At 64.3% G+C, this 24,897-nt stretch carries 28 protein-coding genes; 9 read left to right on the top strand and 19 right to left on the bottom strand.

Going from position 1 to position 24,897, the window contains the following annotated elements; all coding sequences use genetic code 11:
* Nucleotides 1-41 precede the first annotated feature (41 nt).
* From B2V90_RS02415 to B2V90_RS02375, 9 genes are all read right to left on the bottom strand, one after another.
* Nucleotides 42-1,634: a beta strand repeat-containing protein gene (locus B2V90_RS02415; RefSeq protein ID WP_228220498.1), complete on the bottom strand. Its 1,593-nt coding sequence runs from the start codon at nucleotides 1,632-1,634 to the stop codon at nucleotides 42-44.
* A 224-nt stretch (nucleotides 1,635-1,858) separates the two neighbouring features.
* Complete coding sequence (locus tag B2V90_RS02410) at nucleotides 1,859-2,869, bottom strand: CsgG/HfaB family protein (protein ID WP_009821190.1); 1,011 nt, start codon at nucleotides 2,867-2,869, stop codon at nucleotides 1,859-1,861.
* A 22-nt stretch (nucleotides 2,870-2,891) separates the two neighbouring features.
* Nucleotides 2,892-3,314: a curli assembly protein CsgF gene (locus tag B2V90_RS02405; protein WP_228220499.1), complete on the bottom strand. Its 423-nt coding sequence runs from the start codon at nucleotides 3,312-3,314 to the stop codon at nucleotides 2,892-2,894.
* Between the two features lie 150 nt (nucleotides 3,315-3,464).
* Entirely contained in the window at nucleotides 3,465-4,403 is a 939-nt protein-coding gene (locus B2V90_RS02400; protein ID WP_228220500.1) for a helix-turn-helix transcriptional regulator, read from the bottom strand.
* 314 nt (nucleotides 4,404-4,717) lie between these two features.
* Complete coding sequence (queA, locus tag B2V90_RS02395; RefSeq protein WP_228220501.1) at nucleotides 4,718-5,752, bottom strand: tRNA preQ1(34) S-adenosylmethionine ribosyltransferase-isomerase QueA; 1,035 nt, start codon at nucleotides 5,750-5,752, stop codon at nucleotides 4,718-4,720.
* Nucleotides 5,753-5,778: 26 nt separating this feature from the next.
* Nucleotides 5,779-6,525, bottom strand: a complete 747-nt coding sequence (locus B2V90_RS02390; protein WP_228220502.1) for a peptidylprolyl isomerase — start codon at nucleotides 6,523-6,525, stop codon at nucleotides 5,779-5,781.
* A 117-nt stretch (nucleotides 6,526-6,642) separates the two neighbouring features.
* On the bottom strand, nucleotides 6,643-7,155 hold the full coding sequence (gene coaD / locus B2V90_RS02385; RefSeq protein WP_228220503.1) for a pantetheine-phosphate adenylyltransferase: 513 nt from the start codon (nucleotides 7,153-7,155) through the stop codon (nucleotides 6,643-6,645).
* Nucleotides 7,156-7,159: 4 nt separating this feature from the next.
* Nucleotides 7,160-8,068, bottom strand: coding sequence for a polyprenyl synthetase family protein (locus tag B2V90_RS02380; RefSeq protein WP_228220504.1), 909 nt, complete (start codon nucleotides 8,066-8,068; stop codon nucleotides 7,160-7,162).
* Nucleotides 8,069-8,073: 5 nt separating this feature from the next.
* Nucleotides 8,074-8,325, bottom strand: a complete 252-nt coding sequence (locus B2V90_RS02375; RefSeq protein WP_228220505.1) for an exodeoxyribonuclease VII small subunit — start codon at nucleotides 8,323-8,325, stop codon at nucleotides 8,074-8,076.
* A gap of 179 nt (nucleotides 8,326-8,504) precedes the next feature.
* Here B2V90_RS02375 and B2V90_RS02370 point away from each other — a divergent pair, with 179 nt between their 5' ends.
* A complete protein-coding gene (locus B2V90_RS02370) occupies nucleotides 8,505-8,888 on the top strand; it encodes a hypothetical protein (RefSeq protein ID WP_228220506.1) in 384 nt (127 codons plus the stop codon).
* A gap of 82 nt (nucleotides 8,889-8,970) precedes the next feature.
* Here the strand turns inward: B2V90_RS02370 and B2V90_RS02365 are convergent, their stop codons facing one another.
* Entirely contained in the window at nucleotides 8,971-9,405 is a 435-nt protein-coding gene (locus B2V90_RS02365) for a DUF805 domain-containing protein (protein ID WP_228220507.1), read from the bottom strand.
* A gap of 101 nt (nucleotides 9,406-9,506) precedes the next feature.
* Here B2V90_RS02365 and purL point away from each other — a divergent pair, with 101 nt between their 5' ends.
* Complete coding sequence (gene purL, locus B2V90_RS02360) at nucleotides 9,507-11,684, top strand: phosphoribosylformylglycinamidine synthase subunit PurL (RefSeq protein ID WP_228220508.1); 2,178 nt, start codon at nucleotides 9,507-9,509, stop codon at nucleotides 11,682-11,684.
* Nucleotides 11,685-11,805: 121 nt separating this feature from the next.
* Here purL and B2V90_RS02355 read toward each other — a convergent pair whose 3' ends face one another.
* Nucleotides 11,806-12,342: a GNAT family N-acetyltransferase gene (locus tag B2V90_RS02355; RefSeq protein WP_228220509.1), complete on the bottom strand. Its 537-nt coding sequence runs from the start codon at nucleotides 12,340-12,342 to the stop codon at nucleotides 11,806-11,808.
* Between the two features lie 37 nt (nucleotides 12,343-12,379).
* On the bottom strand, nucleotides 12,380-13,156 hold the full coding sequence (locus B2V90_RS02350; protein ID WP_228220510.1) for a methyltransferase domain-containing protein: 777 nt from the start codon (nucleotides 13,154-13,156) through the stop codon (nucleotides 12,380-12,382).
* Nucleotides 13,157-13,213: 57 nt separating this feature from the next.
* Between B2V90_RS02350 and B2V90_RS02345 the strand changes: the two genes are divergently transcribed.
* From B2V90_RS02345 to bfr, 3 genes are all read left to right on the top strand, one after another.
* Nucleotides 13,214-14,434, top strand: coding sequence for a DUF418 domain-containing protein (locus tag B2V90_RS02345; RefSeq protein ID WP_228220511.1), 1,221 nt, complete (start codon nucleotides 13,214-13,216; stop codon nucleotides 14,432-14,434).
* A 60-nt stretch (nucleotides 14,435-14,494) separates the two neighbouring features.
* Nucleotides 14,495-14,665, top strand: a complete 171-nt coding sequence (locus tag B2V90_RS02340; RefSeq protein ID WP_009821176.1) for a (2Fe-2S)-binding protein — start codon at nucleotides 14,495-14,497, stop codon at nucleotides 14,663-14,665.
* A gap of 147 nt (nucleotides 14,666-14,812) precedes the next feature.
* Nucleotides 14,813-15,292, top strand: coding sequence for a bacterioferritin (gene bfr, locus B2V90_RS02335; RefSeq protein WP_009821175.1), 480 nt, complete (start codon nucleotides 14,813-14,815; stop codon nucleotides 15,290-15,292).
* A gap of 60 nt (nucleotides 15,293-15,352) precedes the next feature.
* Here the strand turns inward: bfr and B2V90_RS02330 are convergent, their stop codons facing one another.
* A complete protein-coding gene (locus B2V90_RS02330; protein WP_228220512.1) occupies nucleotides 15,353-15,760 on the bottom strand; it encodes a (deoxy)nucleoside triphosphate pyrophosphohydrolase in 408 nt (135 codons plus the stop codon).
* 84 nt (nucleotides 15,761-15,844) lie between these two features.
* Between B2V90_RS02330 and B2V90_RS02325 the strand changes: the two genes are divergently transcribed.
* Together B2V90_RS02325 and B2V90_RS02320 are read left to right on the top strand one after the other, a co-directional pair.
* Nucleotides 15,845-16,030 (top strand): Flp family type IVb pilin, encoded by a 186-nt coding sequence (locus tag B2V90_RS02325; RefSeq protein ID WP_228220513.1) that lies wholly within the window; start codon nucleotides 15,845-15,847, stop codon nucleotides 16,028-16,030.
* A gap of 139 nt (nucleotides 16,031-16,169) precedes the next feature.
* Entirely contained in the window at nucleotides 16,170-16,355 is a 186-nt protein-coding gene (locus B2V90_RS02320) for a Flp family type IVb pilin (RefSeq protein ID WP_228220514.1), read from the top strand.
* 70 nt (nucleotides 16,356-16,425) lie between these two features.
* Here the strand turns inward: B2V90_RS02320 and B2V90_RS02315 are convergent, their stop codons facing one another.
* From B2V90_RS02315 to B2V90_RS02295, 5 genes are all read right to left on the bottom strand, one after another.
* Entirely contained in the window at nucleotides 16,426-17,898 is a 1,473-nt protein-coding gene (locus B2V90_RS02315; protein ID WP_228220515.1) for a M48 family metalloprotease, read from the bottom strand.
* Nucleotides 17,899-17,974: 76 nt separating this feature from the next.
* Nucleotides 17,975-18,919, bottom strand: coding sequence for an acetyl-CoA carboxylase carboxyltransferase subunit alpha (locus B2V90_RS02310; RefSeq protein ID WP_009821170.1), 945 nt, complete (start codon nucleotides 18,917-18,919; stop codon nucleotides 17,975-17,977).
* A gap of 11 nt (nucleotides 18,920-18,930) precedes the next feature.
* Nucleotides 18,931-19,863, bottom strand: coding sequence for a tyrosine recombinase (locus B2V90_RS02305; RefSeq protein ID WP_228220516.1), 933 nt, complete (start codon nucleotides 19,861-19,863; stop codon nucleotides 18,931-18,933).
* 1 nt (nucleotide 19,864) lies between these two features.
* Nucleotides 19,865-21,709, bottom strand: coding sequence for a hypothetical protein (locus B2V90_RS02300; protein ID WP_228220517.1), 1,845 nt, complete (start codon nucleotides 21,707-21,709; stop codon nucleotides 19,865-19,867).
* 5 nt (nucleotides 21,710-21,714) lie between these two features.
* A complete protein-coding gene (locus tag B2V90_RS02295) occupies nucleotides 21,715-21,903 on the bottom strand; it encodes a hypothetical protein (protein ID WP_009821167.1) in 189 nt (62 codons plus the stop codon).
* Between the two features lie 95 nt (nucleotides 21,904-21,998).
* On the opposite strand from B2V90_RS02295, the gene B2V90_RS02290 reads away from it, so the two are divergent.
* Both B2V90_RS02290 and aroB read left to right on the top strand, forming a co-directional pair.
* The gene (locus B2V90_RS02290; protein WP_228220518.1) at nucleotides 21,999-22,547 is read left to right on the top strand and encodes a shikimate kinase; all 549 of its coding nucleotides are present in this window, start codon (nucleotides 21,999-22,001) and stop codon (nucleotides 22,545-22,547) included.
* Nucleotides 22,538-23,650 carry a 3-dehydroquinate synthase gene (gene aroB / locus B2V90_RS02285; protein ID WP_228220519.1) on the top strand — a complete coding sequence of 371 codons (1,113 nt, stop codon included), beginning with the start codon at nucleotides 22,538-22,540 and terminating at the stop codon, nucleotides 23,648-23,650. The genes B2V90_RS02290 and aroB overlap by 10 nt, the downstream gene beginning before the upstream one ends.
* A gap of 11 nt (nucleotides 23,651-23,661) precedes the next feature.
* On the opposite strand, the gene B2V90_RS02280 is transcribed toward aroB, so the two are convergent.
* Nucleotides 23,662-24,819 (bottom strand): GNAT family N-acetyltransferase, encoded by a 1,158-nt coding sequence (locus B2V90_RS02280; protein ID WP_228220520.1) that lies wholly within the window; start codon nucleotides 24,817-24,819, stop codon nucleotides 23,662-23,664.
* Nucleotides 24,820-24,897 lie beyond the last annotated feature (78 nt).

The raw sequence follows: 24,897 nt of genomic DNA, 5'->3' as shown, positions 1-24,897 counted from the left end.
GGACCAGCGCCGCCGTGAAGCAGCGCTGATCCCCTTTCCAATCACATGCCCTGCGTGACAGTGGCCGTGTTGTTCATGCCGGTCTGGTTGACGACCGAATTGTTCATGTCGGTGCTCTGCGTGACGGTGGCGGAGTGACCCGAACCGGCCTGCGAGACCCAGGACTCGTTGCCGTTACCGCTCTGATCGACCATGGCCTCGTTCAGCGCGCCGTCCTGCATCACAGTCGAGATGTTGTCGTTACCACCCTGGTCGACGCTGGCGAAGTTACCCGAGCTTGCACCCGCAACCAGCGTATTGGTCTGCGAGATGGTGCTCTGGTTGTTGTCGCCGCCCTGGCTGCTGCTCGCTTCCATCAGACGCGCGCTGATGGTGGCGCTGCCGCCGAACTGGTCGATTGTGCTGCTGTTGTTGCTGCCATCCTGCGAGATGGAAGCGGTGGCAACGCGCGGATCGGGACCGCCCGGAGGGTTGGGCGCATTGCCGACGCTCTGATCGATCGACGCATAGTTGTCGTCGCCGATCTGGTCGATCATGGCATCGGACAGCTGGCCCGCCTGGGTCACATAGGCTTCGTTGCTGTTGCCCTCCTGATTGACACCGACCATGCCGGTATTGTCACCGGCCGAATTGTCAAAGCCCGACTGGACCACATCCGACAGGTTGTTGTCGCCTGACTGATTGACATTCAGGTCGCCCGACGAGCCGCTTTGGGTCGCATAGGACTGGTTATTGTCGCCGCCCTGCGTGATCAGCGCCTGCTGGCCATTGGTCTGGAACGGATTGCCGTCATTGCGTCCCTGGTTCAGCACCGACAGGTTGCCCGAGCCGGACTGATCGACGGTCGCGATCGAACCGTTCGACGTCTGATTGACGGTCGAATCATTGCTGTCACCGCTCTGCGTGACGGTTGCCGTGCCACCGGCGTCGTCAAGCTGAGACACATCCGACGTGTTGAGATTGCCGCTCTGCGTCACATCGGCAATGCTGTCGGCGCCTTGCTGATTGACCGAGGAATAGTTGACATAGCCGCTCTGAGTAACGGTGGCGTCATTGCCGCCGGTGCCGCCCTGCGTGACATAGGAGGTATTTTCATAAGTGGTGCCGGCCGAACCGCCTTCAGGCGCGCCGTCGACGCCCTGGCTCACATTGGCGATATTGTTGTCCGACGTCTGGTAGAGGCTGGAAAACTGGCCATCATCCGCCTGCGAAACCGCAGCGACGTTGCTGCTGCCCGACTGGACGACCGTCGAATCGTTGGTCGTGCCCAGGAAGGACGAGGTCTGCGTCTGCGTGACGGTCGCATCATTGTCGCTGCCGGTCTGCTGGACTTCGGACGTCTGCGTCGGCGCTACGCCAGTGCCATCGTCATCCTGCGTCACCGAAGCGGTGTTGCCCGCGCCGGTCTGAAGGACGTTTGAATAGCTGCCGGTCGCCCCGGCCTGCGACACGGTGGCGTCGTTATCCGCGTTTTCCTGCGTCACGAACGACACGTCGTTGGCGCCGCTCTGCGTCACCGATGCGGTCTGGCTGTCACCCGACTGGGTCACGGTCGAATCGTTGCTTTGCGCGAAAGCCGGGGCTGCTGCCAGCAGCGCCAGGGCCGAAACCGAAGTATAGATGGTCCGTTTCATGGTTGTCATTCCTTTTGAAAAGGGCGATAACCATGCTGTCCCGAAGTAAGCTTACTTCAGGGCCGCATGATTGGTGGCACATTCATTCACTCATGCTCGCCCGTCGGAGCTTCCACCTCCGGCGGGCGACTGTTCGCCTGGTTCTTGTCATGGTCCGGGGAACACCAGGCGGTCCTCCGAACCTTTTGAAACGCTGACTGCCTGATGGCGGTCAATCGTTTCGTTTAACGACCCACGCCCGGCCCTCCCTGCTTGGCTTTACTGGAGGATTTGGGCATTTCCGTCATCGGCACCGCGCGTGGCTTCATCTTCATGGGCGCAGCCTTGCGCGCGGTATCCATTGCCGCTTCCACCTGCTTGGGCGTGAAGACGCCATCGCGCTCCTGACGGTAGCGCCACAGCATCGGCCAGCCCGCCTGGGTGTCCGCGAAATTCCACAGGTTCAGGTCAATGCCCTCCATCACGAGGCCATAGACCGCCTTCTCAATCGCCTGTTGCAGGGCGATATGATCCGGCTCGTTCGTCGTCATGCCGACTTCCGCCTCCAGCAGCTCCTTGAAGCCGACAAAGCGGAAGGCCGACGCGCCCAGCGACTGGGACGCGATCGTCTTGGACGCAGTGACGGTCGTCAGCACCTCGCCGGTGCGCACCGAAATGGCGCGCAAATAGACCGTCACTGTATCCTGCCGATATTGCGTGCTTGCGCCGATCCCCAGGAAGGATGCACCCGCGCCGCCCGTCACCGTATTGGTGTCGAAACTGATGATCCCGCCTTCCAGCAGCACGCCGGCGAACAGCATCGCCGGCAGCGCCTGCGGGTTGACGTTATTTTCACCCAGATAGCGTTCGCGCATCTCGCGGATGATCTGCCGTTCGTTCAGCAGGTTGCGCAGCTGCTCGCGCTCGACGATCGTGAACCATTTGCGGTTGCCCGCATCCTGCAACGCCCGCACCAGGATCGACGCCGCGCCCTGCGTCACGGCGCGCGACAGCGTCTGCGTTCCCCCTTCGCCGACGCGATACTGGCCGGTCTGGTCGGAGAAATTATAGACGGCGATCGCCACCGGCCGCTGCGGCGGCGGCAAGTCCATCAACTGCCGCTGGGCCTGCGTATAGCGGGGATAGACCGCCATCGGGTTCATCGAGGGGATATCGTCCCGCCCCGTCGTCGCCAGCGAATTGCATCCGCCCAGCAGCAGCGCCGCGCCCGAAGCCAGGAAAATCTGCCGTATCATGCAAAGAGCCCCCGCCCCTTCTTCAGTTCACATCGACGAAGGTCGGCACCACGATCGTCGTGGTTTCGCCTGTCGCCTCGGTGAAGATGTTGATCGTCACCTCTTCCAGCCCGCGCACGAAATCGATCGTCTGCCCGCCAAAGCTGATCGTCCCGCTTTCCTGCGGGTTTTCGCCAAAGATCGCGTCGACCAGTTGCGAAGACAGGGCCGACAACAGCCGGGACTGCAACTGGCGCGCGAAAATATCCGCCTGTGACGAGGATGACGTCGCCTTTGGATCGCGATAGTCATTCTGCGCGTTGGCCGTGCCCAGTATATGGGCCGAATTGAACGGATTACCCCCGAAGGTTGGGCTGATGGGCGAATGAACCAGATCCTGTGCGAAAGACGCACAGGGATACCCCAGGCACAATAGTGCCAGTGTCGAGACTACTACCTTATACACGCCCCACTCCCACGAAAGGCTATGAAGTAACTCGACCCTGTTATTAAGGCTTCGTTAAGCCTCTGCGGCGCGAGTCGCATCTCCCATTTGGTATATCCCTCTTGAAATGTGGCGAGCTGTTTCAGCTTGGGGCAGTTTGTTCCCAGATATTTAACTTTTCTCGGTTTTGCGGGGCGGGCAGATGATCGGGATGGACAGAATGCGCCGGACGATGTCGATCTGCCGCGTGCAATCCATCTTGGCGGCGATCGACTTCACCTGATTACGGACCGTCCCGATGCTGGTGACGCGAAGCTCGGCAATAGCTTCCAGATCCAGGCCCTTCGCCAGCGCGACAGCAATCTCCGCCTCCGCCCGGCCCAAGCCATATAATTCGCGCAGCATGTCACCGGCGACCGTCACGCGCTGGTCAGGATCGCTCACCAGCGCAACCAGCGCCTCGTTGCGTCCCAGCAGACATCGCGTCAGCACCATCACATAGGCCGACCCACCCTGCCGCTCGATGCGCGTCATGCCGACGGATTGCACATCCGCCGACGCCATGCGCCCGAAGAGATGGCTGATGCGCGCGACATTATCGGGCCGACTGGCCGACAATTTGCCGCCTCCGATCTGCAAGTCGCCGCCTTCCGCCAGCATGTCCTCCCCATAGCGATTGGCGAAGACCAGATGGGCGTCGATATCGAATATGAACATGCCTACGCACGTCATGTCGAGTATGCCCAGCAATGCCTCATGGCCTTGGCAGATCGCCTCAAGGCCCTCCAGGACCGGTGCCCAGTCTTCATGACCCGGTGCCATGCGCCCCCCAGTGTCCTCAGCCCCGCCATCCTCGATCGGCATCGCCAGGGGCAAGGCCATCGGATCGGGTGGCACGCGACCGAAGAAAAGCCGGTTGATGCCGCGCGGTTCGCTTACATATTTGCTGTCGACCGAAGGCCTGTCGGCGGCGGTGTCCCCACGCCGAGCCGAAAATTGATGCTCCAGCAAATCTGCCAGATCGCCAATACCAAAATGCGCCTTGTTCGCAGACGCCGCGCGCGCAGACGCGTCCGCCAAAAGGCGCCCGACCCTCGACATGTCAGGCACGCCCACTTCTCCCCTAAATCTGGATCAAGACTTGTCTGCCACCTGCGCCCGCAGCGGAAAGTCTTGACGAGAACCGACCCCACCGGCCCCTCTACTGTCGAAATCTTCTACATCGCCAAGACGAATCGTCAATTGTTCCTTTCGACAGCACGATTTTACTGATCGGGAACCATTGTCGCTCATCCGTTTGCGGCCACGGCCATATTGCCGGCCGCACCTGCATCTATCAGGACGCCGCGTCGGCACGTGATCCCAGCAGGCGGTGTCGGATCCCTGTTAGCAGCAGGGATGGCAAAAAACGGAAACGGCTTTCCCTATTTCTCGGGCAGCAGCAGGCTCGAATCGCCATAGCTGTAGAAACGATAGCCCTGCGCGATCGCATGGGCGTAGATCGCCTGCATCCGCTCGCGGCCCATCAGCGCGCTGACCAGCATGAACAGGGTCGACTTGGGCAGGTGGAAATTGGTCATCAGCCCATCGACGGCCCGGAAACGGTAGCCCGGCGTGATGAAGATACGGGTTTCGTCGGCGAAGGGGCGGATCACCCCATCTTCGCCCGCCGCGCTTTCCAGCAGCCGCAGCGACGTGGTGCCCACCGCGATCAGCCGCCCACCCGCCGCGCGCGCGGCGTTCAGCCGATCGGCCGCCGCCGCGTCGATCCTTCCCCATTCGGCGTGCATGCGATGATCGTCGGTATCCTGCGCCTTGACCGGCAGGAACGTGCCCGCCCCGACATGCAGCGTCAGCGTCTGAGTCAGCACGCCGGCCGCCGCGATCGCGTCCATCAGTTCTGGCGTGAAGTGCAAAGCCGCGGTCGGCGCCGCCACCGCCCCATCCTCGCGCGCGAACATCGTCTGATAATCGCTGCGATCCTGCTCGTCGGTCGGTCGCTTGCTGGCGATATAAGGCGGCAACGGCATGGTCCCTGCGCGCTCGAGCAGGATTTCGACGGGCTCCTCGCCTTCGAATTGCAGCGTCACGCCGCCATCCTCGTCGCGCGCGTCGGCGATTGCCGTGACGCCAGCGCCAAATTCGATCCGGTCGCCTTCCCGCACCCGCTTGGCGTTGCGCAAAAAGGCCTGCCATTGCCGCAGCCCGATTCGCTTGTGCAACGTCGCGCCGATCCGCGCCTCGCCCCGGCGCCCTTCCAGCTGCGCCGGGATCACGCGCGTGTCGTTGAACACCAGCATGTCGCCAGCCCGCAACAGCGACGGCAGGTCGCGCACGGTGCGATCCTCAATGCCGCTCGGTCCCGCCGCCGCCAGCAACCGCGCCGAATCGCGCGGCGACGCGGGCCGCAGAGCGATATTGTCCGGCGGCAAATCGAAATCGAACAGGTCTACGCGCATGGGAACGCCTCAGGCGAAGGCGTCGCTTATTGCGCCGGCGGCGTCAGCGCGCCGGACGGCAGCGCGTCGGGTGCTGCTGGCGCGGCTGGCGCAACCGGCGCCGTCACCGGCGGCTTGCCGTCGCTCTCGATCGACGCCTGCAGGATCACTGTCGGGTTGGCGGGCGGTTCGCCCTGCGCGATCGCATCGACATATTGCATGCCTTCGATCACCCGGCCGAAGACGGTATATTTCTTGTCCAGCTGCATGCGCGGCAACAGCACGATGAAGAACTGGCTGTTGGCGCTGTCCTCACTCTGCGCGCGCGCCATCGACACGGTGCCGCGCAGATGCGGCATCGGATTGAACTCGGCCTTCAGGTCGGGCAATGGCGATCCGCCGGTGCCATCGCCCTTGGGGTCGCCGCCCTGCGCCATGAAGCCGGGGATGACGCGATGGAATTTCAGGCCATTGTAAAAGCCCTCCCGCGTCAGCGTCTTGATCCGTTCGACATGGTTGGGCGCGATATCGGGGCGCAGCTGAATGCGCACCCGCCCGCCGCTCGACAGGTCCAGGTCCCACACATTTTGCGGGTCCACCGGCACGGTCGCGGGCGGCAATTGCGGCGTGTCCGACCCTTCCAGCGACTTGGCATTTTCCTGCGCGCGCGCAGCGGTTTCGGCCTTTTTGAAATCCTCGCCCTGGCCCCCGCCGCCGCCTTGGGCAAAGGCCACGCCGGACGCGGTCAGTGCGACAGTGATCGCCACGGTCTTGAGCGCGCAAGTGAAACGCATGAGGCAGAACTTCCTTGATCGTGTGAGCCGAAACGGGGCTGTCATTCCCCGCCCTGATAGCGCGCTGATCGCGATTGGCAACTGAACCCAGGCTGAAACGACGCCGGGATGGCCGCGTCAGCCCGCGCCCTTGCGGCCATTGCGCGCCACCCGCGCCTCCACTTCGGCGCGGACGCAAGGGCTGACGAATTTATGGATCGGCCCGCCATAAAGCGCGATTTCCTTGACCAGCCGCGATGCGATCGGCTGCAGGGACACGTCCGCCATCAGGAAGACGGTTTCGACCCTGCTGTTGATCTGCTGGTTCATCCCCGCCATCTGATATTCATATTCGAAGTCCGCAACCGCGCGCAGCCCGCGGATGATGACGCTGGCGCCCTGCGATTCGGCGAAATCCATCAGCAACGAATTGAACCCCACCACGCGGATGTCGCTGTCGATGTCGGCGCATTCGCGGCGCACCATCTCCAACCGTTCCTCGTCGGAAAACATCGGCGACTTGGCGATATTGGTGGTGACGCCAATGACCAGCGTATCGACCAGCGTCGCGCCGCGGCGGATGATGTCCATATGCCCCAGCGTGATGGGATCGAACGTGCCGGGATAGACGCCGATGCGCTGCTTGCTCATGATATTAGCGGTCCCTCTCCACGATATAATCGGCGATCGCGCGCAACAGGTCGGCCTCCGCGCCATGGCTGCGCAAATGGTCCTTCGCCTGATCGACCAGCATATGCGCCCGTTCGCGCGCGGCCTCGACGCCCAGCAAGGACACGAACGTTTCCTTGCCCGCCGCCGCATCCTTGCCCAGCGCCTTGCCCGCCAGCGCCACGTCGCCCTCCACGTCCAGCAGATCGTCGGCAATCTGGAAGGCCAGGCCGATGTCGCGGGCATAGCCGTGCAGACCCGTGCGCGCCTCCTGCGGCAGCCGCGCCATGATCGCCGCGGCCTCGACGCAAAAACAGATCAGCGCCCCGGTCTTGAGGTTCTGCAATCGCGTGACCGTCGCCAGGTCGAACCTTGTGCGTTCGGCTTCCAGGTCCATCATCTGTCCGCCGGCCATGCCCGCCGGCCCGCTGCATGTTGCCAGCGCCTTCACCAGTTCGATGCGCACGAACGGATCGGGATGCGTTTCCGCGTCCGCCAGCACCTCGAACGCCAGGTCATGCAGGCAATCGCCCGCCAGGATCGCCGTTGCCTCGTCGAACGCCTTGTGCACCGTGGGCTTGCCCCGGCGCATATCATCGTCGTCCATCGCCGGCAGGTCGTCGTGAATCAGCGAATAGACATGGATGCATTCGATGGCGAGCCCGACGCGCAGCGCCGATTCGCGCGAAATGTGGAACAGATCGCATGCCGCTTGCACCAGCAGCGGGCGCAATCGCTTGCCCCCGCCGATCGCCGCATGACGCATCGCGTCATACAGCCGCGCGCGCGCATCGTCGGGCACGGCCAGCAACCGGTCGAAGCCCATATCTATATGCGCCGCAACATCGCGCGCCCGCGCCAGCATGTCCGTGACCGCGCCCCCGCTTTCGGTCATCAATCTCAGTCCGCGCCGAACGGCTGGGCGCCGTTGACGGCGCCATTGGCGTCAACCGTCAGCTTGGCGATGCGCGCTTCGGCCGCCTGCAATCGGTCGGCGCAGCGCTTGCGCAATTCCTCGCCCTTGGCATAGAGCGCGATCGATTCATCCAGCGGAACGTCCCCGCTTTCCAGCCGGCGCACAATCTGCTCCAGCGCGCGCAGGGCATCCTCGAAGGACAAAGACGACGGATCGGGGGACATTTCCTCAGCCATGGCCCTGCATTGGCCGCGCCCAACGCCCCGGTCAAGTGCGCAAGGGCCTGCGGCCTGCACAGCACCGCTTTCGACATCCTTGTCATCACCGCGTCATGACGTCATTTCAGGGGAGATGGCGGTTATCCGATGCTTTTGCGTTGACGGGACATGTTGCACATGCACATAAAAGGATCGCTATGAAACTCTCTCTCCCCATGATCGCCCTGGCCGGCGTCGCCCTGCTGTCGGCCTGCAACAAGAATGACGAACCCGAAGTCGTGGGCGGCCCCGCCGACCCGATGGCTGACCAGCTCGCCAACGCCGCGCCCGTCGAACTGCCGCCTTCGGTCAAGGCGACCAAGCAGTATCGGTGCAAGGACAACAGCCTTTATTTCGTCGACTTCATGACCGACGACAAGACCGCCAATTTCCGCATGAAGAAGGGCGGCGAACCGACCCAGCTGAAGGCGGCCGAAGCGGGCCAGGCTTTCACTGCCGAGGGCGGCTATGAAGTGTCGGGTCAGGGCGACGAAGTGCAGATTGCCGTGCCCGGCAAGAAGGCGCAGAGCTGCCACGTCTGATCGCCTGGCGATCCAGTTTCGAAAAATTCAGGGCCGGTCCTCGCATGAGGCCGGCCTTTTCCTTGTCTGGCTTCGCCTAGCCCTATGTGGCGCCTTCGCCCACTTCGACCGGGTCGGGACCAAAGCGGTTCGGCCCGCGCGTGCCGCCGATGATGAAGAAGATCAGCAGCACCAGGCCGCCGAGCAGCGGCAGCAATCCCAGCAGCAACCACCAACCGCTGCGATCGGTGTCATGCAGCCGCCGCACCATCACCGCCAGATGGGGAATGAGGATGCCCAGCGCGAACAGGCCGGTCAGCGGCCCGCCATGGGTGCGATAGATCGCACTTGCGCCCCATGGCCCGGTGCGCACCCATTGTTCCGTCACAGCAAGACCCAATGCCGTCTCCAGGATCGACAGCGCGACAAGTGCCAACACCACCAACAGCACGAACATCCAATATTCGCGTGGCCGCGCCCGCCCGTTGAACCGTGCATAGCGACGCAGCGGTAATATCATCCAGTCCAATATGGTCATGGGCGCTCCTCTTTGCGGCATCCGCCGCGACCCTAGCATGAAATGCAACCGGCGCAGCCTTCCCATTGTGAATCCGCGACGCCCTCGCTAAAGGCGCGGGCATGTCCAGCACCGCCACCCAGATCACCCCGGAAGTCGTCGCCGAACATGGCCTCAGCCCGGAAGAATATGACCGCGTGTTAAAGGCTATCGGCCGCGAGCCGAACCTGACCGAACTCGGCATCTTTTCGGTGATGTGGTCGGAACATTGCAGCTATAAAAGCTCCAAGATCCACCTGATGAAGCTGCCGACCAAAGGCCCTCAGGTCATCTGTGGCCCCGGCGAAAATGCGGGCGTCGTCGATATCGGCGATGGTCAGGCCGCCATCTTCAAGATGGAAAGCCATAATCACCCCAGCTACATCGAACCCTATCAGGGCGCGGCGACGGGCGTGGGCGGCATCTTGCGCGACGTCTTCACCATGGGCGCGCGTCCGGTCGCGAACATGAACGCGCTGCGCTTCGGCCGGCCCGACCACCCGAAGATGAAGCATCTCATCGCCGGGGTCGTCCACGGCATTGGCGGCTATGGCAATTGCGTGGGCGTGCCGACCGTGGGCGGCGAGGTGAATTTTCACGCCGCCTATGACGGCAACATCCTGGTCAACGCGATGACCGTGGGCGTCGCCGATACCGACAAGATTTTCTACAGCGCGGCTTCGGGCGTCGGCAATCCGATCGTCTATGTCGGGTCCAAGACCGGCCGCGACGGCATCCATGGCGCGACCATGGCCTCGGCCGATTTCGGCGAGGACAGCGAGGAAAAGCGCCCCACCGTCCAGGTCGGCGACCCCTTCACTGAAAAGCTGCTGATCGAGGCTTGCCTTGAGCTGATGGCGTCGGACGCCATCGTCGCCATTCAGGATATGGGCGCAGCCGGCCTCACCTCCTCCTCGGTCGAAATGGCGTCCAAGGGCGGCGTCGGCCTCCACCTCAAGATGGACGACGTGCCGCAGCGCGAAACCGGCATGACCACCTATGAAATGATGCTGTCGGAAAGCCAGGAGCGGATGCTCATGGTATTGAAGCCCGGCCGCGAAGCCTTTGCCGAAGCGATCTTCAAAAAGTGGGAACTCGACTTCGCCGTCATCGGCCATGTCACCGACACTGGCCGCATGGTGCTGGAGCATAAGGGGGAGGTCGTTTGCGACATCCCGCTCGCCCCGCTCGCCGATGACGCGCCGCTCTATGATCGCCCGTCCATGCCGAAGGAAGATTATAAGGCATGGGCGAAGGTCGAACCGCTCGGCGACCTGCCGACAAGCGCCGACCTCGGCGCGGACCTCGTCACGCTGATGGGCAGCCCCGACATTGCCAGCCGCCGCTGGATCTGGGAACAATATGACCATATGGTCGGCGCCGACACGGTGCAGCGCCCCGGCGGCGACGCGGCCGTCGTGCGCGTCCACGGCACGCAAAAGGGCATCGCGATCAGCACTGACTGCACGCCGCGCTATTGCTACGCCGACCCCTATGAAGGCGGCAAGCAGGCGATCGCAGAATGCTATCGCAACCTCTCCGCCGTCGGCGCCACCCCGCTCGCCGTCACCAACTGCCTCAATTTCGCCAATCCGCAACGCCCCGAAATCATGGCACAGCTGACCGGCTGTCTGGAGGGGATGGGCGACGCCTGCCGCGCGCTCGACTTCCCGATCGTCTCAGGCAATGTCAGCCTCTATAATGAATCGAAGGCGACGGGTGGCGGCTCCGCCATCCTGCCTACGCCTGCCATCGGCGGCATCGGCCTGCTCGCCGATGTGGACGTCATGGCGACCGTTGCGTTCAAAAATGAAGGCGACGCGATCTGGCTGATCGGCGGCGAAGGCACGCATCTGGGCCAGTCCATCTGGCTGCGTGAAGTCGCTGGCCGGGAAGCCGGGGACGCGCCTGTCGTCGATCTCGCCGCCGAACGCGCCAATGCCGACGCCGTGCGCGGCCTGGTCGCCACGGGGTCGATCAACGCCGTCCATGACATTTCCGATGGCGGCCTGCTCGTCACGCTCGCCGAAATGGCGCTTGCCGGCAACAAGGGCGCGACCCTCGACATCGCGCTTACCGCCGCCTCGGCCTTCGGCGAGGACCAAGCCCGCTACGTCGTCACCGCGCCTGCCGGGACCGACATCCCCGGCGCGACGCGGATCGGCACGGTCGGCGGTGACACTGTCGCGGACGTCGCCCTCGACATGCTCCGCAAGGCCCATGAAGGCTTCTTCCCCGCCCTCATGAACAACGAACTTTAACCGTCATCACTGCCGTGACGAATAACGAACCCTGACCCGATCCGTCGTCCCCGCGCAGGCGGGGACCCAAGCCCGCGCTAGGCGCCTTTTCCGCTAAATCGCGCGACGCGACCGCCGCCAACTACCCCCGCCGATAGATGAACTCCGCATCTGTCCAGTCGCCGACCTTGAAGCCATAGTCGCCGACCTTCTCAAAGCCGCGCTTGGCATAGACTGCCTGCGCTTGGCTATTACCGGACCACACGCCCAGCCATTGCGGGCCGGGAAAGGTCTGCGCTAGCCAATCGAGCGCCGCATCCATCAGCGCCCGGCCGACGCCCTGCCCTTGCGCGGCCTTCAGCGCATAAAGCTGATATAATTCCCCCTGCGCCGCCGACGCCTGCGGATGCGGCAATTTGCACGGTCCAGCATGGGCATAGGCGACCAGCCGCCCGTCCCCCTCTACCGCCACCCAAGTCGCATGATCGGGCGCGGCCAGTTCCGCCGCCACCGTCGCTTCGCCATAGCTTTCGACCTCGAATCGCGCCAGGTCGGCGGGCGGATAGGGAATGGCGAAGCCATCGAGAAACGTCTCGCGAAACGCGGCGAGCTTGAGCGCGGACAGGGCGGCGGCATCGGCCGGCCCAGCGCGCCTGATCGTCAGATTATCATGCACCATGGCCCGTGGATGGCATCCCCCGCGTCGCCGCGCAACCTCAGCGCCCATCACCCGCGCGCGTGATCCGCCCGAACAGGATCTGATAGGCATCCGCGCCACCCGCCGCCTCGAACGCCGCCATCACGCTGCGCAATTGCGCAGGCGTCAGCGGCCTGCGCCCCGCCCCCGGCACCACGGCGCCAATGCCCTTCAAATGCGTGATCAACCCGCGCGCACCGCCACTGTCCAGCGCCACCGTCTCGTCAAAGGCGAAACTGTCGTCATACGCCGCCAGCATCGCCCGAACCGCCGCCAGCGAGGGATAATCCGGCACGCCGGCCTCCAGCCCGCACGCAGCATGCGCCGCGCGCCATTGGCCAAAACTCCTCTCCCCCATGGTCGAGAAAATGAGGCTGCCGCCCGGCGTCAGCAGATTCACCAGCTTTCGGATCGCGCCGGACAAATCATCGAACCACTGAAAGGCGAGACTCGACAGGATCAGGTCGAACCATGCGCCTTCGAACGGCGGCGACTCCCCGTCCATCGCCAGGAATGTGCCGCCGACCAGCCCCTGCGCCGCCGCCCGGTCCAGCATTGCAGGCGACAAGTCGGTCACGACCAGCTGCGCGCCCGGCCAGCGCACCTGAATGTCGCGCGTCAGCAACCCGGTGCCGCAGCCAATCTCCAATATGCGCGCAGCATCGCTCGGCCCCTGCCGCTGCGCCAGGTCCGCGACCAGCCGCGCGGCGAAGCGCTGCGGCCCGGCATGATCGTCATAATGCGCCGCCGCCGCGCCGAATGCGTCGCTTATCCGTTGCTTGCGGCCCTCGTTCATGGCTAGGCCCCTTGGCAGAGCCGTTCGCCGCTGGCCAGCATCTTCAAGGATTTTCCCATGCCCCCCTCTTCCCGCATTCCTGCCATGGACGTTCTGCGCGGCTGCGCGGTCATGGGCATATTGTGGATGAACATCACCGCCTTCGCCCAGCCGCAAAGCGCCTATATCAATCCGGCCGCCGCTGGGCCGCTCACGACAGGCGACATCGCTTTCTGGGCGATCAGCCTCATCCTGGTCGATGGCAAGATGCGCGGCCTGTTCGCGATGCTGTTCGGCGCGTCGATGCTGCTGCTGATCGACCGGGAGGAAATGGCGGGGCGCGATGGCACCCGCACCCAGATGGTCCGCGCCGGCTGGCTGTTCGCCATCGGCGCAGCGCATTATCTGCTGCTCTGGTGGGGCGACATATTGACGCTCTATGCGCTGGTCGGACTGGCCGCGCTGCGCTTTGCCCATCGCGATCCGATGCAGCTGGTCAAGGCGGCCTTCCTGTTCTTCCTGCTGCATTTCCTGCTGGTCGCCGGCTATGTCGCGTCCTTCTACGCCTGGAGCCACGCCAGTGGCGGGGCACAGGGTTTCGCATCCTTCGCGGCCAGCCTGTCCGATCCCGCCAGTCCCGCCATCCAGCGTGAAATCGCCCTCTATCGCAGCGACTTCCTCTCCATCCTGCTGCACAAGATCGTCGATCTGCCGCGCAACTGGTTCTTGGGTTTCACGCTCAGCGCGCTCGAATCGCTTGGCTTCATGCTGCTTGGCATGGCGATGCTCAAAAGCGGCTTTCTGACCGGGCGGTGGGATGCGGAGCAATATCGCCGCACCGCCCGCCATTGCTTCCTGATTGGTGTGCCGCCGATGGGCGCGCTGGCGATCTGGGTCTGGGCCAGCGGCTTTGCGGCTCTCCCCGCGCTGGGTACCGCACTTGCCTGGTCCTTCCCCTTCCGCGTACCACTAAGCGTGGGCTGGGCCGCGCTCATCCTCTGGCTCTTCTCCCGCAACCCCGATCATCCGCTGGCGTCGCGCCTAGGCGCTGCGGGCCGCCTCGCGCTCAGCAACTATCTGGGCACCAGCCTTGTCATGACCGCCATCTTCTACGGCTGGGGTCTTGGCAATTTCGCGCATGTCCCGCTCGGCGCGCTGCCGCTGTTCGTCGCTGTGGGCTGGGCGGCCATGCTGCTCTGGTCACAGCCCTATGCGGATCGATTCGCGACTGGCCCGGCCGAATGGGTCTGGCGCAGCCTCGTCCGGGCAAAGCCGCAAAAGATTCGCAAGAGCAGCTGATTACTATTGCGACCTATTATCATATCGACTATCTCTGCAAGGCACAGGAGAGCGTCGCATATGGTCGTCTGCGTTTGTAATGCCATTCGGGAAAAGGACGTGCGGGAAGCCGCGCGCAACGGCGCGGATACGCCCTGCAGCGCCTATGCCCATTATGGTCGCCGTCCCAAATGCGGCCAGTGCGTGTCCTTCGCGCGCACGATTATCGCGGCCGAACGCGCCTCCGCCTGACAAGATTGCAAATCATGCGCAGCCCCTGCGCGCGACCCCGAAGCAATAGCAGAGCTATAAATGGCTGATTTCAAGGGTTTTCGCGCTTAACAGCCACCGCCCTCGTCGCTATACTCCGCCCGTTCCCGCAATCCGGAGTATAACGCCATGAAGGGCGACCCAAAGGTCATCGATTATCTGAACGAGGTCCTCAAGAACGAGTTGACCGCGATCAACCAATATTTCCTCCATTATCGCATGCTCGACCATTGGGGCGTCAAGAAGCTCGCCAAGTTCGAATATGAAGAATCCATCGACGAGATGAAGCATGCCGACAAGCTGGCGGAACGCATCCTGTTCCTCGACGGCCTGCCCAATTTCCAGCTGCTCGGCCGCCTCAAGATCGGCGAAACGGTGGAGGAAATCCTCAAATCCGACCTTGAACTCGAATATGAAGCGCTACCGGTCCTGCGTGACGCGATCGCCTATTGCGAATCGATCCGCGACTTCGTCAGCCGCGACCTGTTCGACTATATCCTCAAGAGCGAGGAAGAGCATGTCGACACGCTGGAAACCCAGTTCGAAATGATCGAGCGGATGGGCATCCAGAATTATATCCAGCTGCAAAGCCAGCCCGCGCAGGACTGACGACACGCAGTGGCGCATGGACAAGGGGGCGTTCCTGATGAAGGAGCGCCCCCTTGTTCGTTATAGCAGCGCGTCGAGCAGTCCGATCAGCGGCAAATCCGCGGGCGGCATGTCGAGCGCATACATTTGCGCGGGCCGCTTCCACGCCAGAGCCGTCGCATGGCGCGCCTCCGGCACCCCTTGCCATTTGCGGCAGACATAAAGCAGCAGCAGCAAATGCCGGTCGCCCAGCGCTTCGCTGGCGAAACTCGCCGGTGCCAGGCAGCTTTCCTGCGTGGCAATGCCCAGTTCCTCTTCCAGCTCGCGCACCAGCGCCGCTTCGGGCGTTTCCCCCGCCTCAACCTTGCCGCCGGGAAATTCCCACAGCCCCGCCATCGGCTTTCCCGGCGGGCGCTGCTGCAACAACACCCGCCCCTCGGCGTCCACCAAAGCGACCGCGACCACCAGCAGGGGAGAAAAAGACGTCATTTCAGAAGGCACCGAGGGCTATTTGTTAACCCTCCCCGCTTTACACATCTGCCCGGGACTGTCTGTAGCGAACTGGGGGAGCGCATGCGCGGGCTTATCGACATCATCGCCCGACAGGGGCTAATCAAATGCGAACGGGGGGCAACGGCGGTCGAATATGGCCTCATCCTCGCGATGATCGTGCTCGCCATGATCGTAGCGCTGTCGAACGTCGCCAGCCGGACGATCCATATGTGGGACGATGTCGAAAACAAGGTTACTGATGCTTAACCATAAGTTTTTTACAGTCGGTTCCACCATTAAGCAAATTTCAACCGAACGCCGGTAAATCCATTTTCGCTGACCACGAACAAGTCAAACGGGGGCGGCGGGGTAGTTTTAGTGCGTATGTCCATCAAGGAGACATGAAATGCAGTTCGTCCGTAAGATGCTGAAGAATGAAAAGGGTGCCACCGCGATTGAATACGGCCTGATCGCCGCGCTCATCGCTGTCGCCGCCATCGGCGCCATGACCAGCCTGGGTGGCAATCTGACCAACACCTTCACGAAAGTGAGCGACAACATGGCAACGCCTGCGGCGTCGGGCGACGAATAATAGGTCAAATATAAAAAAAGGGCGGCGGACACCAAGTCCGCCGCCCTTTTTTTTGCGTTACCGTTATCCGTCAGATGACGATCTTGACCTTCTGCCCCGGCCGCAGCGTCGCATTGGCGTCCAGCGCATTGATCGTCAGGAACCGCTCCAGCTGCAAGTCGCCATAGGCCATGCGCCGGCTCAAGGACTGAACCGTGTCGCCCGCCTTCACCGTCACCACGTCGATCCGGCGCGGCTTGATCGCCGCCGCGTCCTTGGCCGACAGCCGCTGCACTGACTGAACCATCGACGTGAAGGGGCCGATGCCCCTGCCCGCCGGCGTCAGCAGCAGGAAATGATAGGCTTTGCCGCCGCCAAAATCATAGGCGAACACCGTCGCATCGACCTGACTCGACTGGCTGGTTGCCCGCACCGTGCGCCATGCGGCCGGAATACCGTTGATCGTCGTGCGGCTCACCGCCCCGCCCGGCACGCCCTTGCCGTCACCTAGGGCCGAAAACACGCTGTCGATATAGGCGCTCAGATCGCCGCGATAGGCGGCCGTCCCGAACTGCGCCTGACCGCCCGATCCGGTGATCGACACTGCATCGCTGCCATTTTCCATTCCGAACCCGCTGGGCGCGGCAAAGCTCAGCCGCAAGTCGGGGTGTCGGAACCGGCTGCCGTCGATCACGCCCTGCTTGGGGTCGTCGCCATAGAGCACGCCATCCAGCGCCGCCAGAAACACGTCGCGATTGCGCGTCGTGCTGGTCGACCGCGTGGCCTGCGCCTCGCGTGCGGCCCTGTCGACGCGCGACGCGGGGTCGGGGTGCGTACTCGCCCATTCGGGCATCGACCGCGCGCTGCCGGCAACCTGCGCGTCGAGATTGCTCTGCGCCGCCAGCGACGCCAGCATGTCCGACAGGGCGCGCGGATCATATCCGCCCGACGCCAGATAGCGGATGCCCAGGTCATCTGCCTCATATTCCTGGCTGCGCGAAAATTTGAGCGTCAGCAGCTGGCTGCCCGTGCCGATGCCGCGCTGGATCAGTCCGGCAAAGCCCGAATCGCCCAGCAACGCGCCGGTCAGCACCTGCAACAATGCGCCGCCAATCGCGTTCCGCTGCGCCGTCTTCTGCCGCCGCTGGCCATGCTGCGCGGCGACGTGGCCCACTTCATGGCCCAGCACGCCTGCCAGTTCGGCCTCGTCGTTCATCAGCGCCATCAACTGGCGCGTCACATAAACATAGCCGCCGGGAATCGCGAAGGCGTTATTGACCGGGGAATTGAGCAAGGTGACGGTAAAGTCGCCCTGCGCATTGGACAGGCCCGATTGGACCGCAATCCGCCGCCCCACCGTCTCGACATAGCGCGCCTGCGGCCCGGCATAGGGGCCGCCAAATTCCTTCAACAATTCAGGATGTTGCTTGGCACCCGACGCCTTGTCCTGCTGGCTGATCGAAGACACGGTGCGGATCGCCCGCTGCTGCCCGATCACCGCCGGTGCGCTCATCGCAATCGCCAGCGCAGCGCCGGTGCCGCCCAGCGCCATCTTCCAGTTCATAAACCTCACCCTTTGCCGTTACCCTGACGTAACAAGCAAAACCGGCCGGACGTTCCGTTAAAAATCCTCCCGGCGCTCAGGCGCCGATGGCTAGAAACTTGTCGGCCCGGTCGGTGCGCAACGCATCGGCGTCCATCGAACCCAATGACTCCAGTTCGGCCTCGATCGCCGCGCCCAGATTGGCGATCGCCTCGACGGGTTCGCGATGTGCGCCGCCTACTGGCTCGGCAACGATCCGGTCAATCACGCCCAACCCTTTGAGATGCTGCGCCGTCACCTGCATCGCGGTCGCCGCATCGCTCGCCTTGTCCGCCGTGCGCCAAAGGATCGACGCGCAGCCTTCGGGCGAAATCACCGAATAGACAGCATGCTCGAACATCAGCACACGGTTCGCGGCAGCGAGCGCAATCGCGCCGCCCGACCCGCCTTCGCCCACCACCGCGGCCACCATCGGCACGCCCAGCTTCAGGCACGCCTCGGTCGACCGCGCGATCGCTTCGGCCTGGCCGCGCTCCTCCGCCTGCACGCCCGGAAAGGCGCCCGACGTGTCGACCAGCGTCACCACCGGCAGGCCGAACCGGTCGGCCAGTTCCATCAAGCGGATCGCCTTGCGGTATCCTTCGGGCTTGGCCATGCCGAAATTATGGCGCACGCGGCTTGCCGTATCATCGCCCTTTTCATGGCCGATCACCATGACCTTGCGCTCGCCCAGCGTCGCGAACCCGCCCAATATCGCCTGATCGTCGGCAAAGGCGCGGTCGCCGGCCAGCGGCATGAAATTGTCGAACAGGCCGGCGACATAATCCTTGAAGTGCGGGCGGTCGGGGTGACGCGCCACCTGCGTCTTCTGCCACGGCGTCAGCTTGGCATAGGTGTCGGCCAGCAGCTTGGCCGCGCGCTGCTCCAGCGTCGCGATCTCGCCGTCGATATTGATGTCGCCCACGCTCGCGGTGGCGCGCAGATCCACGATGCGCGCTTCCAGCTCCGCGATCGGCTTTTCGAATTCCAGAAAGCTTACCATGGGCGATGGCGTTAAGGCGATGGCGGCGCGTCGTCAACGCGGCGTTGCGGCTGGCGCACCGCCATGGTCGCCAGCGGGTGGCGCTGGTTCACCAGTTCGACCAGCCGGCGGCTGTCGACATGGGTATAGATTTGCGTTGTCCCAATATCGACATGGCCCAGCATCGCCTGCAAAGCGCGCAGGTCCGCGCCGCCTTCCAGCAAATGCGTCGCAAAAGCATGACGCAGAACATGTGGGCTGACCCTCTCCGGCGCGATCCCCGCCGCCCCGGCCAGCGCCTTCACTAGCTGATACAGCCGAATGCGGCTCAAATGGCTTTTGCCCGATGGAAACAGCCAGGCGCTGTCCCCCGGCACATGGACCAGCCAGGCGGATACCGCCGCCCGCGCCCGGTCCGAAATCGGCACCAGCCGCTCGCGCGCGCCCTTGCCTTTCAGGATCAGGAACGGGCGATCCGCCGCCAGCGCGCGGCGCGGCAGCGACACCAGTTCGGTCGCGCGCAAGCCCGATCCATATAGCAGCTCGATCAGCGCGGACAGCCGCAGGTCCAGCGGTGCGGGATGCGCCACCTCCAGCCGCTCGGCAATCAGCGCGAACAGCCGATCGACCTCGGTAGTGGACAATATCTTGGGCAGCGGCCGCCGCGTCACCGGGCGCGGCAGCGCGACCGATGGATTGTCGGCGCGCAGCCCTTCTTCCTCCAGAAAACCGTAGAAAGCCCGAAGCGCCGATGCCTTGCGCGCTACCGAGGACCCCGCCAGGCTCGCCCAATGGGTCGCCAGCGTCCCCAGCCCCTCCTTGCTCGCGCCCGCCAGTCCGCCCAGCAGGCCGCCCGCGCCGGTCAGGTCGGTGCGATAGGCCAGCAACGTGTTACGCGACGCCCCGCGTTCCGCCGCCATCATCTCCAGAAAGCGGTCGATCAGGGCGGCATCCTCCTGCCCCATATCAACTGCGGCTGATCGCCTCTGCCGCGATCATGCGCGCTTCAGGGTCCAGCCCCACCTGATGCAGCGCCGCCACCACATGATAAAGATGCGTCGCGGGCAATCCGCTCCAGTCCTGGCCTTGCATGCCCACGGCCGCCAGCAACGCCACCGTCGCCTTTTCGCCACGCTGCGCCGCCGCGCCGATCGCACGCGCCCAGCGGCTGCCCGCCGCCAGCGACAGGCCATTATCTTGCGCCAGCGATCCCGCCTCCTGCGGCGACAAGCGCGACAGCCCGGCCAGCGCCGCAATTAGCGCCCGGCCTTTGTCCGCGCCCATGACGTCGATATAGGACGACACCCGGCTGCTACCGATGTCCACGACCGGGCTCGGGGCACCCACTGCCAGTAAGGCCCAGACCTGGCTGGCGCCATCGCCGTCCAGCTGCCCGATCGCACGCGCCCAGCGCGCGGCATTGCGATCATAGCCGGCGGTCAGCATCGACCCGACCAGATTGGCGGCATCCTGCCCGTCCGCCTGCGCCACCGGCAACGCGGCCGCCGCCCGCGCCGTCGCGATCAGCCCGACATAATCGGGCCGCGCCCCATCGCCCCACCATGTCCGCATCGCGCCGATACGGTCGCGCACCGTGTTGCCCGCAAAGGCGGTGCGCAGCGCATCGATCCGATCCGCAACCTCGCCGGAGCTGTCGCCTTCGCTGTCCAGTTGGCTATAGAAGCCCACCAGCGCCGCGCTCGAAAACACGCCAAGCCGCGCTGCAATATCTGCGCCCGGCCGGCGGCGCATGGGGCTGAGCGCCGGCGCGCGCGCCTCCCATGCCCGCACATGCGGCCCGACCGTGGCATAAAGGTCGTTGGGTATCTCGACATTGAGCGCGGTCGCCAGGCCAAAGCGCCAGGCGGTGAGCCGATCGACCCCGTCCCACTCGATATTGACCGACCGCCGCGCGTTGAACCCGGTGCCGACGACCTTCTCCGCCAGCCGATAATCGATGCCGCGCACCACGTCGCGCCGCTGCGCCTGGTTGAGCGCGCCGCTCGCGCTGCCCTGGTCGCCCGACAGCGCCGGGCAGATCGCCCGCGTCATGTCCCATCCCGGCGCCTTGCTGGTGCGCAACGCCCCGGCCGACAGGGGGCACAGGCCAGCCGGATCGGCGGCCGCAAGATAGGTTTCCATCGCCACGGCATAAAGGCGCGGCGTGAACTGGTCGGCGTCGACGCTCTGCACCATCAGCCGCGCGCTATCGGCCTCGCCCATGCGCAACAGCAGCCAGGCGCGCTCCGCCGCCCAGTCTGCGCCATTGATCCCGCGCGGCGTATCGGTCGCGCTCAGCAGCGCGCGCCGCAGGAGGATGGAGGCCCAGCGCGACACGATCGGCGCATGGATGCTGCGCATCAGCGCGGCGAGATATTGGCCCTGTTCATTGCCAAAGGCGTCCGGCTCGAACCCCCGCGTCTGCGGCGTCAGCGGGCCAATGCGGTCCAGGGACCGGCGCGCGCTGTCGGGCAGGTCATATTTGGCCTTTTCCGCCGCGATTTCCTCGGGCGTCAGCTCGTCTTCGGCCGCATTACCGGCATTGTCGCCCAGCGCCGCGCTCAAGGCGGGATCGAGCGGCTGCACCATCGGCACGGGCGGAGGAGCCACTGGCGTCGTCGGCGTCGGCGCAGGCGTGCCGCTCGGCGCTGGCGGAGCAGGCCGCGACGGCCGGGGCGCGGGCGTCTCGGGCGCATCGCCAAATCCCGGCGGCAGTAGCGATTCGGGCGCCTGCTGCGCGACCACGGGCAAGGTCAGGGCGAGCGCGAAGCTGCCCAGCGCCCATTTGGCGTTCCCCCGCGGCCAGCGCATCGGCCTTACTGACCCAGCTTCTCGGCGGGGATGACCTTTTCGACGCGCTGCTGCGGCTTTTCGCCACCGCGCGACCAGAAGAAGGCGAGCAGCGCGACGACCAGAATGACGATGACGATGGGGATGATCGGCAAGCGGCCGCCACGGCGACGCGCACTGCCCTCGAAACTGCTGAAGGTGCGATTATTCTTCATGGGTCCTTGGCTTGGCTGTCCGGGCCTGCAAGGCCGGGTGACTTGGAAAGATGCGATTTGCCTCAGTGACGGCTGGCTGTATAGCCCCGCCTGCCATGCAACGAAACAGCAAAATCCCGCACAGCCCCGGCAGGCTTGGTCCTATCGTCCTGGTGGGCATGATGGGCGTGGGCAAATCGACGGTCGGCCGCCGCCTTGCCGCGCGCCTGGGACTCGCCTTCGTCGACGCGGATGAAGAGATTGAGAAAGCGGCTGACATGAGCGTCAGCGAGATTTTCGAACGCTATGGCGAAGCCTATTTTCGCGATGGCGAACGGCGTGTGATCGCCCGCCTGCTCGATGGCGCACCCAAGGTGATCGCAACCGGCGGCGGCGCCTTCATGCAGGATGAAACCCGCCGGCTGATCCTGGACGCCGCCATCGCCATCTGGCTCGACGCCGACATCGACATATTGGTCGATCGCGTGTCCCGCCGCGACAGCCGCCCGCTGCTCAAGGATCGCGATCCGCGCACCGTGCTCACCGAACTGGCGGCAATGCGCAACCCTGTCTACGCGCTCGCCCCCATTCATGTGAAAAGCATCGCGGCCCCGCACGAAGTCGCGGTCGACCGCATCATGGAGCAATTGACGCAATGGCCTTAGTCCAGGTCGCGCTGGACGCGCGCAGCTACGACATCCTGATCGAACAGGGCGCGCTCGATCGCGCCGGGGACCAGCTTGCCCGCTTCGCCCGGGGCGGCCGGCTCGTCGTCGTCACGGACGCCAACGTCGCCGCCGCGCAGTTGCCCCGGCTGGACGCCAGCCTGCGCGCCGCCAATGTCGGGATCGAACCCATCATTCTGCCGCCGGGCGAACAGACCAAGAGCTGGCGGCATCTGGAGCAATTGCTCGACACCCTGCTCGCGCTGGAGATCGAACGCGGCGACCATATCGTCGCGCTGGGCGGCGGGGTCATTGGCGACCTCGTCGGCTTTGCCGCCTCCATCCTCAAGCGCGGCTGCCATTTCGTGCAACTGCCCACCACCTTGCTGGCGCAGGTCGATTCGTCGGTCGGCGGCAAGACCGCGATCAACACCCGCGCGGGCAAGAATCTGGTCGGCAGCTTCTACCAGCCCGCGCTGGTCCTGATCGACCCCGCCACGCTCGACAGCCTGCCGCCCCGCGAAACCCGCGCCGGCTATGCCGAAGTCGTCAAATATGGCCTGATCGACGACCCGGATTTCTTCGCCTGGTGCGAAAGCGATGGCCACCGCCTGCTCGCGGGCGATCCCGCAGCGCGTACCCATGCCATCGACAAAAGCGTGGCGGCCAAGGCGGCGATCGTGGCCGACGACGAACGCGAAACTTCCGGCCGCCGCGCCTTGCTCAACCTTGGCCACACTTTCGGTCACGCGCTGGAGGCCGACACCGGCTTTTCCGACACGCTGCTGCATGGCGAAGCCGTCGCTGCGGGCATGGCGCTCGCCTTCCGCTATTCCGCCCGCCTTGGCCTGTGCCCGGCCGAAGATGCCGTGCGCGTCACCGCGCATTTGAAGGCGGTCGGCCTGCCGCATGATCTGGCCAGCGCCCACGTCACTGCCGATGGCGCCACGCTAGTCGGGCATATGCTGCATGACAAGAAAATGGCGGCCGGCACCCTGCCCTTCCTGCTCGCGCACGGCATCGGCCGGACATTCCTGTCAAAGGATGTCGCGCTGGCCGATGTCGCCGCCTTCCTCGATCAGGATCGCGCGACGGCGCTGTAAGGCCCTCTGGCCTACAGCGCCTTCTCGTAGATCTGATAGATTTTGTTCACCTGGCTATCGATCGCGTCGGCGATCGCGTTCATGCCCTGATTATCGTCCAGTACCCAGCCGATCTCGCCACGCGTCGCGCCATATTCGGTGATTGCGGCGCGGCGGATATATTCGATCATCATGAAGGCCAGCTGGCTCGCCATGCGCGAACTTTGCAATCGCTGCACCACGCCCATCAGCGGCACGCGCATCGTGCGCACCTGCGGTTTCTTGAGCCAGCGCAGCAGCTTGATCCAACCGAACGGAAACAGTGATCCATTAAGCGGGCCAATCGCTTCGTTAAGGTCGGGCAGCGTCATCATGAACGCCACCGGCTCGCCATCCAGCTCCGCGATCATGATCAGATCCTCGAACACGATCGGCTTCAGCTTCTTGCCGGTATGCGCGACTTCGGCGTCGGTGATCGGCACGAAGCCCCAATTCTGACCCCACGCGTCGTTCAATATGGCAAGGATGATCGCCGCTTCCTGATCGAACTTCGCCTTGTCGACCTTGCGGATGTGGATCCGGCCATTTTTCTCGCCCGACTGGACGATGCGCTGGATCAGCGGCGGAAAATCCTGCGTGATGTCCAGCTCATAGGTCTTGAGCTGCTTGACCGGCACATAGCCCGCGCCTTCGATCATCGCCTGATAGGCCGGGCTGTTATGCCCCATCATCACCGTGGGCGGATGATCATGGCCCTCGACCAGCAGCCCCGGCTCTTCCCATATGGATAGTGAGATCGGCCCCAGCACCCGCGTCATGCCCTGCGCGCGCAGCCATTGCTCGGCCGCCGCGATCAGCGCCTCGCCCACTTGCGCATCCTCCGCCTCGAACAGGCCGAAATTGCCCGTGCCCGGCCCCATGCCCTGTTCAGGCGGCTGGCGAAGGGCAAGCTCGTCAATATGCGCCGACACCCGCCCCACCACTTGCCCGTTGCGCCGAGCCAGGAAATATTGCGCCCTGGCATGGCCGAAAAACGGGTTCTTTCCCGGCGTCAGCAGTTCCTTCACCTCAGCCTTCAGCGGCGGCACCCAGTTGGCGTCCTTGGCATAAAGCCGCCAAGGCAGGTCGATGAAAGCCTTCATATCGGCCTTGCCGGAAACAGGAGTGATAACCAGATCAGTATGCGCCACGGATGCCGCCTTCGAAAATATCAGGGATGCGGTGCAGTTCGGCGCTTGTTTGCGCAATGTCAATCATGCGCATCATAG

It is taken from the genome of Sphingobium sp. UBA5915 (assembly GCF_002431195.1).
Lineage (GTDB): Bacteria > Pseudomonadota > Alphaproteobacteria > Sphingomonadales > Sphingomonadaceae > Sphingobium > Sphingobium soli.
This window is presented reverse-complemented; position numbering and strand designations above follow the sequence as displayed.